Source organism: uncultured Campylobacter sp. (genome assembly GCF_938045465.1).
Lineage (GTDB): Bacteria > Campylobacterota > Campylobacteria > Campylobacterales > Campylobacteraceae > Campylobacter_B.
Map to the genome: position 1 here is coordinate 1 of NZ_CALIBF010000161.1, position 5,098 is coordinate 5,098.

A 5,098-nucleotide genomic window follows, 5' to 3' on the forward strand; every position below is an offset into this window, starting at 1 on the left:
GAGCTTTTGTCCGTCAAAAACGTAGATGAAATCCTGATCGAACCAAAGACTCTCGCACGAGATAAAAAACCGTTCCAGCCAGAACAAAAACGGTCGCACGGAAAGCCTTTTTACCTCGCTTATCCCATCTATCGCGGCAAGCCGGTGCGAGCTAAGCCTGCGAGGGTTGCGCCGAAGAAGCGTCCAAACAATCCCGCCAAGAAGCAAGACACTAAAAATTACGATTAAAATTTGAATTAAAATTTCAGCCATTTAAAATTCTAAGTCCTTTTACAAATGCGAATTTCACCTCCGTATCGCCCCAAAACAAACTCCTGCTAAAATCCGCCTCCGCGCCGTTTGCAAGCTCTTCATAAAGCTTATAAAATCGCCCTTTGTGCGTGCAATCGCTTAGACAGACGTTAAAAAACGCCTCCGCCGCGTCCCTGCCGCCGAAATAAAAGATAAAGTAGATCGGGCGCAGATCGAAGGCGCTTAGATTTTTGTTAAATTTAGCCCCGCGCTGCATCATAAACTCCACCGCCTTGCGCTTGTCCTCAAAAAGCTCAAAAATAGGCAGCGCGTAGTCCTTGATAGCTGCGCTAATCTCGCGAACGCTGGGCTCGAAGCTGGCACCCGCGAGCTGCCAGTCGCGGAACTGCCTGCGCGGCGTGAGATAGCCCAGATACGATACGAAAACAAGGTCGGTCGAGTAGGGCAACTCCTCTTGCATAAGCTTTTTTAGGCGCTTGCAGTAGATCGCGACCTGCGGCAGGATGCTTACGCTACCGGCGTAGTTGCGTATGCTGGAGCTAAAATAAATTTCAAACGAAATATCTTTGTCGCTTGCGAGCTTCGTTAGTTTTTGCCCCTTTTGCGTGGGCTTGAAGTACGCAAAATTTGCCGCGATCTCATTGCAGCCGTTTAAAAATATCTCTCGCGGAGTCATGATTTTCCTTTAAATTTATCGTTTAAATTTAGACGTTTTGTTCGCTAGTAATTCGGTTTGCCGCTTACGTTACCGCAGTCGCGACTAGCAAGCTTGCATTTTATAGGGCGCGCCGTTTGCCGCCTAAAAACTCGTCTAATGCGCGCAATTTTACCCCAATTCGGCTAAATTTAACGGCGCTACGCGCCCGTAAAATTTATAATCTATCCTCGTATCTTTCGTAGTTTATGCCGTAAATTTTATCGATATTTTCGGCGTTTATGAGCTGCTTGCTGCGCCCGAAGGCTAAAATTTCGCCGTCTTTTATAAACAGCGTCAAATTTGAAACAAACTTCGCATGCCGCGGGTAGTGCGTCGTCTGCACGAAGGTGTAGCCCTCATCTCCCAGCGCTTTTATCATCTCGAGTAGCTTGATCTGATTGCCAAAGTCCAGCCCGTTTGTAGGCTCGTCCATAAAGATCACTTTCGCGCCCTGAACCAGCGTGCGCGCGATATACGCCAGCTGCCGCCACTTGAAATTTCGCCTTTTAAGATTCTGTCTTTATATGGATTGCGCTTAGAATTTTATATTCTCACGTCTTTAAAATTTGCGTCGTTGCGAATAAATTTTTATCTAGGTTTAAAATTTGATGCCGTGTTGTTGCGCTGCGTAAAATTTCAATAACGCGCTAAATTTAAGTAGCACGTAAAATCAAGCATTGCGCTAAATTTCAAGTTACGCGCCGAATTTAGCTCGCGCGACAAATCAAACGCGCCGCCTAATAAAGCGGTATAAAATTTGCTCGCGCGATAAAGCCCGTCCTTCGGGGCCTAGGCGTATAAAATTCTACCCAGGCGGATCATGTTCGAGCCGCATTTGATCGCGAGCTCAAAATCATCGCTCATCCCCATCGAGCAGATCCGCGCGCCGTGCGGTACGAGCGCATCAAAGATCTCGCGGCTCACCTCGAAGCTTCGCGCGATCTGCGCGGGCTCGCTCACGTGCGCTCCGATGCTCATCACGCCGATTAAATTTAGATTTTTGCACTCTTGTTTGATGCGCAAAAACTCCTCCACCGCGCGGTTTTTATCGAGCCCAGTTTTGGAGCTCTCGCCCGCGGCGTTGATCTCCAGCAGCGTATCTAGCGGATAAGTTAGCCGCTTATTTACGGCAAGCGCGAGCTCGCAACTGTTGCAGCTCTGCCACAGCGTCGGGCGCAGAGCGATGAGCTGATTGATTTTGTTGCTTTGCAGCGTGCCGATGAAGTGCCACTTTAGCGGCAGTTCGCGCAGTAGCTCGCTTTTGCGCTTCAGCTCCTGCACTCTGTTTTCTCCAAACGCGATCTGTCCTTGCGAATACAGCTCGCGCACCTCATCCGTGCCTACGTTTTTGCTTACCGCGACTAGCTGTACGTTGCCCGCGCCTGTTTTCGCAGCTTCAATGCGCTTTAAAATTTCATCCAGCCTCATTTGTAAAATCCCAAAATTCTAGCGAAATCATTCAGCACCGTAAATATCATCAAAAGTGCTAAAATGCCCATACCTACGTAGCTGGCGCCCACGAATACCCGCTTTGGCACGGGGCGGCGGAAGATGAGCTCAAAGAGATTAAACGCGATGTGCCCGCCGTCGAGCGCGGGGATCGGAAAGAGGTTGATAAGCCCTAAATTTACCGATATTAGCGCCACGAGCGCGAGCAAGACCGCCGCGCCGTAATCGACCGCCTTTGAGGTGATGTCCGTAATGGCGACGATGCCGCCCATCTCCTTAGGCGAAACGACGCCGCTGGCGAGCTTCTCAAGACCCACCAAGATGAGCTTTGACGCTTCCACCGTCTGATCCCACGCGAAGCTAAGCGAGCTTGTGCCCTTGTGATATAGCGTCACGGTCGCGTTGTAATCGGGCGAAATGCCGATGAGCGGCACTCTTATGCTCTCGCGCCAGATGGTTTTTTTCTCGCCGAGCTTCGGCGTGAGCTGCAGGCTCAGCCGCTCGCCGCCGCGCATAATTTCTAAGCTTAGCGGCGCTGCGGTTACCTGCTTTGAGATGTCGTCCCACTCGCGGATCTGCTTGCCGTCGATCGATAAAATTTCATCGTTGATCATCAGCCCTGCGCTTGCTGCGGCGGAGCCTGGCGAGATTTTGCCGACCTTGGGTGCGAGCTTTTCGACGCCGATGTAGCCCAGCGCGATGTAGATCAAAAACGCAAGCAGCAGGTTAAAAAACGGTCCCGCAAAAAGTATGATTATGCGCGCGATCGGGCCTTTGGAGTTGTAGCTGTCGGGATCCGCGCTTGCCGCGGCGGGATCCAGATCCTCCTGCCCCTTAAGACTCACGTAGCCCCCCAGAGGGATCGCGCTGATGGCGTACTGCGTCGCGCCGATGCGCTTGGTAAAGACCTTCTCACCGAAGCCCACGCTAAAGACGTTCACCCCCACGCCCAGCGCCCGCGCCGCCAAAAAATGCCCCAGCTCGTGGAAAAAGATGAGGAAGCTGATCGCCAGCACCGTGACCATAAAATTTATCGAGTAAAAATAAAATCCGATCGCCAGGATCGCGAGCGTTAAAATTATGCTTTTCAAATTTAAAACCTTTGTAAAAAATGGGCTAAGCTTACTATTATTTTGCAAATTTTAAACTTAGATCGTCGTTTAAAGCCTTGGCTCGCTTTTTTTAAACTTGGTTAGCTTTGAGCTTAACCCACCGCCGTTTCGGGCTATAAATTTGGCTAAATTAAGGCGCGCGGCGGATGGAGGACGCGAGGAATTTAAAATTTAAAAGCGAAATTTTACCGCGAGATTTTGCAGAGTGGATTATAAAATTTTGCTGCACGAGGCTTTTGCTTTGAAATGCCGCTATGCTTTGAAATTTCATTATGTCTTGGCAAGTCGTCATACTCTGAAATTTTGTCGCTCTTTGAAATTCCATTATGTTTTAAAATACTGCCGTGCCGCCCTGAAATTTTGTGTGGCGGTTTAAACGAAATTTTACGCCGTGAAATTTTTTGCGCAGCGGATTTTATCTTTCAAATTTTATAGGCTTAGCACGCCGCCGTGCGTGCATAGATCAAGCATCTATAGAATTTTATCGGTAAAATTTGAACTTGAAATTTTAAAATTCTGTGTCGCCGTTATAAGTGGAATTTTATGCCGAAATTCTATCGCTAAAACCCACTAAGCGCGGGTTCTAACGCTTTGCGATGAGGTTTTGTAGCTTCACAATACATTGTTTTAGTTTGATAAAAAATTCTGATTCTTCAAATGAATGTAAGATCAAGCTTAGTTTAAATTTTTCATCTATTAAATTTGGACTGAAGCCCTCTAAGCCGCTTTCGCGAGTGGATCTAAACATTTCGCGTATTAGTCGTTTTATTTTGCCTTGCGTCGGCGCGGCGCTGTGATCGCCTAAAATTTCTATTTTCTTTATTACCTAGCTCTACTTTAGATAAATCTATCTGTCTTGTGTGACAGGCTCTGCTGTCAAAATCTGACAGCTGTTCTTTAGTAACTTCATGAAGCAGCTTACCGTCTTTAATAATATACATTCTATCGATCAAATCTTTTAGATAATATATTCTATGTTCAGCAACAACTATGGTTTTTCCTTTTTTCTTCAATGTTTCGATTATTGATGAAATAAGCTGTATCGACTTCAAATCTAGGTTACTAGTTATCTCATCTAGAACATATATATCAGCATCTAACATCATACTTGCCATAAAAGCTAGTTTTTGTTTTTCTCCGCCACTTAGTTCTAAGACGTTTCTTTCTAACAAATATTCTGCAGAAAATTCTGATATCACTTCATCAATTCTACTTTGTATCTCTGATTTAGAATAACCATAATTTTCCATACTGAAAGCAAGTTCACTCGTAGAATCAAGATTGAAAAACTGATTTTTAGGATTTTGAAAAACACTTCCAACTACTTTTGAAAAATCTTTTAATCTGTCTCCAATATTAAGATGAGCTACTTTTAATTCACCACTGTATCCACCATCAAAGAACTCTGGAGCTAGTCCATTTAAAACTCGTAAAATAGAAGTTTTTCCACAACCACTAGCACCTGTAAAGAGAATACATTCACCTTTTTTTATATTAAGTGATAAATCTTCAATATTTAATTTTTGCGATTCAATATATTTATAATTAAAATTTTTAAATGTAATCAATTTATCACCTCATAAACATA

General features: G+C 45.6%; 8 protein-coding genes and 1 pseudogene. 1 reads left to right on the forward strand and 8 read right to left on the reverse strand.

The window, feature by feature from the left end:
- The 6 genes and pseudogenes from Q0413_RS07730 to Q0413_RS07755 form a co-directional block, all read right to left on the reverse strand.
- Nucleotides 1–252 (reverse strand): annotated as a pseudogene (locus Q0413_RS07730) (hypothetical protein); the annotation flags it as partial.
- Nucleotides 245–928 carry a hypothetical protein gene (locus tag Q0413_RS07735; RefSeq protein WP_298988411.1) on the reverse strand — a complete coding sequence of 228 codons (684 nt, stop codon included), beginning with the start codon at nt 926–928 and terminating at the stop codon, nt 245–247. The pseudogene Q0413_RS07730 and the gene Q0413_RS07735, both read right to left, overlap by 8 nt.
- A 196-nt stretch (nt 929–1,124) precedes the next feature.
- Nucleotides 1,125–1,391 carry an ABC transporter ATP-binding protein gene (locus tag Q0413_RS07740; RefSeq protein ID WP_298988412.1) on the reverse strand — a complete coding sequence of 89 codons (267 nt, stop codon included), beginning with the start codon at nt 1,389–1,391 and terminating at the stop codon, nt 1,125–1,127.
- A 347-nt stretch (nt 1,392–1,738) separates the two neighbouring features.
- Nucleotides 1,739–2,377 carry a YggS family pyridoxal phosphate-dependent enzyme gene (locus Q0413_RS07745; RefSeq protein ID WP_298988413.1) on the reverse strand — a complete coding sequence of 213 codons (639 nt, stop codon included), beginning with the start codon at nt 2,375–2,377 and terminating at the stop codon, nt 1,739–1,741.
- Nucleotides 2,374–3,489 (reverse strand): RIP metalloprotease RseP, encoded by a 1,116-nt coding sequence (gene rseP, locus Q0413_RS07750; protein ID WP_298988414.1) that lies wholly within the window; start codon nt 3,487–3,489, stop codon nt 2,374–2,376. Before rseP ends, Q0413_RS07745 begins: the two co-directional genes overlap by 4 nt.
- A gap of 151 nt (nt 3,490–3,640) precedes the next feature.
- Nucleotides 3,641–3,835, reverse strand: coding sequence for a hypothetical protein (locus Q0413_RS07755; protein ID WP_298988415.1), 195 nt, complete (start codon nt 3,833–3,835; stop codon nt 3,641–3,643).
- Between the two features lie 66 nt (nt 3,836–3,901).
- Between Q0413_RS07755 and Q0413_RS07760 the strand changes: the two genes are divergently transcribed.
- Nucleotides 3,902–4,084: a hypothetical protein gene (locus Q0413_RS07760; protein ID WP_298988416.1), complete on the forward strand. Its 183-nt coding sequence runs from the start codon at nt 3,902–3,904 to the stop codon at nt 4,082–4,084.
- A gap of 9 nt (nt 4,085–4,093) precedes the next feature.
- Here the strand turns inward: Q0413_RS07760 and Q0413_RS07765 are convergent, their stop codons facing one another.
- Together Q0413_RS07765 and Q0413_RS07770 are read right to left on the reverse strand one after the other, a co-directional pair.
- The gene (locus Q0413_RS07765) at nt 4,094–4,258 is read right to left on the reverse strand and encodes a hypothetical protein (protein ID WP_298988417.1); all 165 of its coding nucleotides are present in this window, start codon (nt 4,256–4,258) and stop codon (nt 4,094–4,096) included.
- Nucleotides 4,251–5,078: an ABC transporter ATP-binding protein gene (locus tag Q0413_RS07770; protein WP_298988418.1), complete on the reverse strand. Its 828-nt coding sequence runs from the start codon at nt 5,076–5,078 to the stop codon at nt 4,251–4,253. The genes Q0413_RS07765 and Q0413_RS07770 overlap by 8 nt, the downstream gene beginning before the upstream one ends.
- Between the last annotated feature and the right edge of the window lie 20 nt (nt 5,079–5,098).

What these genes read in the sequence shown, in the direction of transcription:
- Q0413_RS07735 (WP_298988411.1), bottom strand. Translation starts at nt 928, where the DNA reads ATGACTCCGCGAGAGATATTTTTAAACGGCTGCAATGAGATCGCGGCA.
- Q0413_RS07745 (WP_298988413.1), bottom strand. Translation starts at nt 2,377, where the DNA reads ATGAGGCTGGATGAAATTTTAAAGCGCATTGAAGCTGCGAAAACAGGC.
- Q0413_RS07755 (WP_298988415.1), bottom strand. Translation starts at nt 3,835, where the DNA reads ATGGAATTTCAAAGAGCGACAAAATTTCAGAGTATGACGACTTGCCAA.
- Q0413_RS07765 (WP_298988417.1), bottom strand. Translation starts at nt 4,258, where the DNA reads ATGTTTAGATCCACTCGCGAAAGCGGCTTAGAGGGCTTCAGTCCAAAT.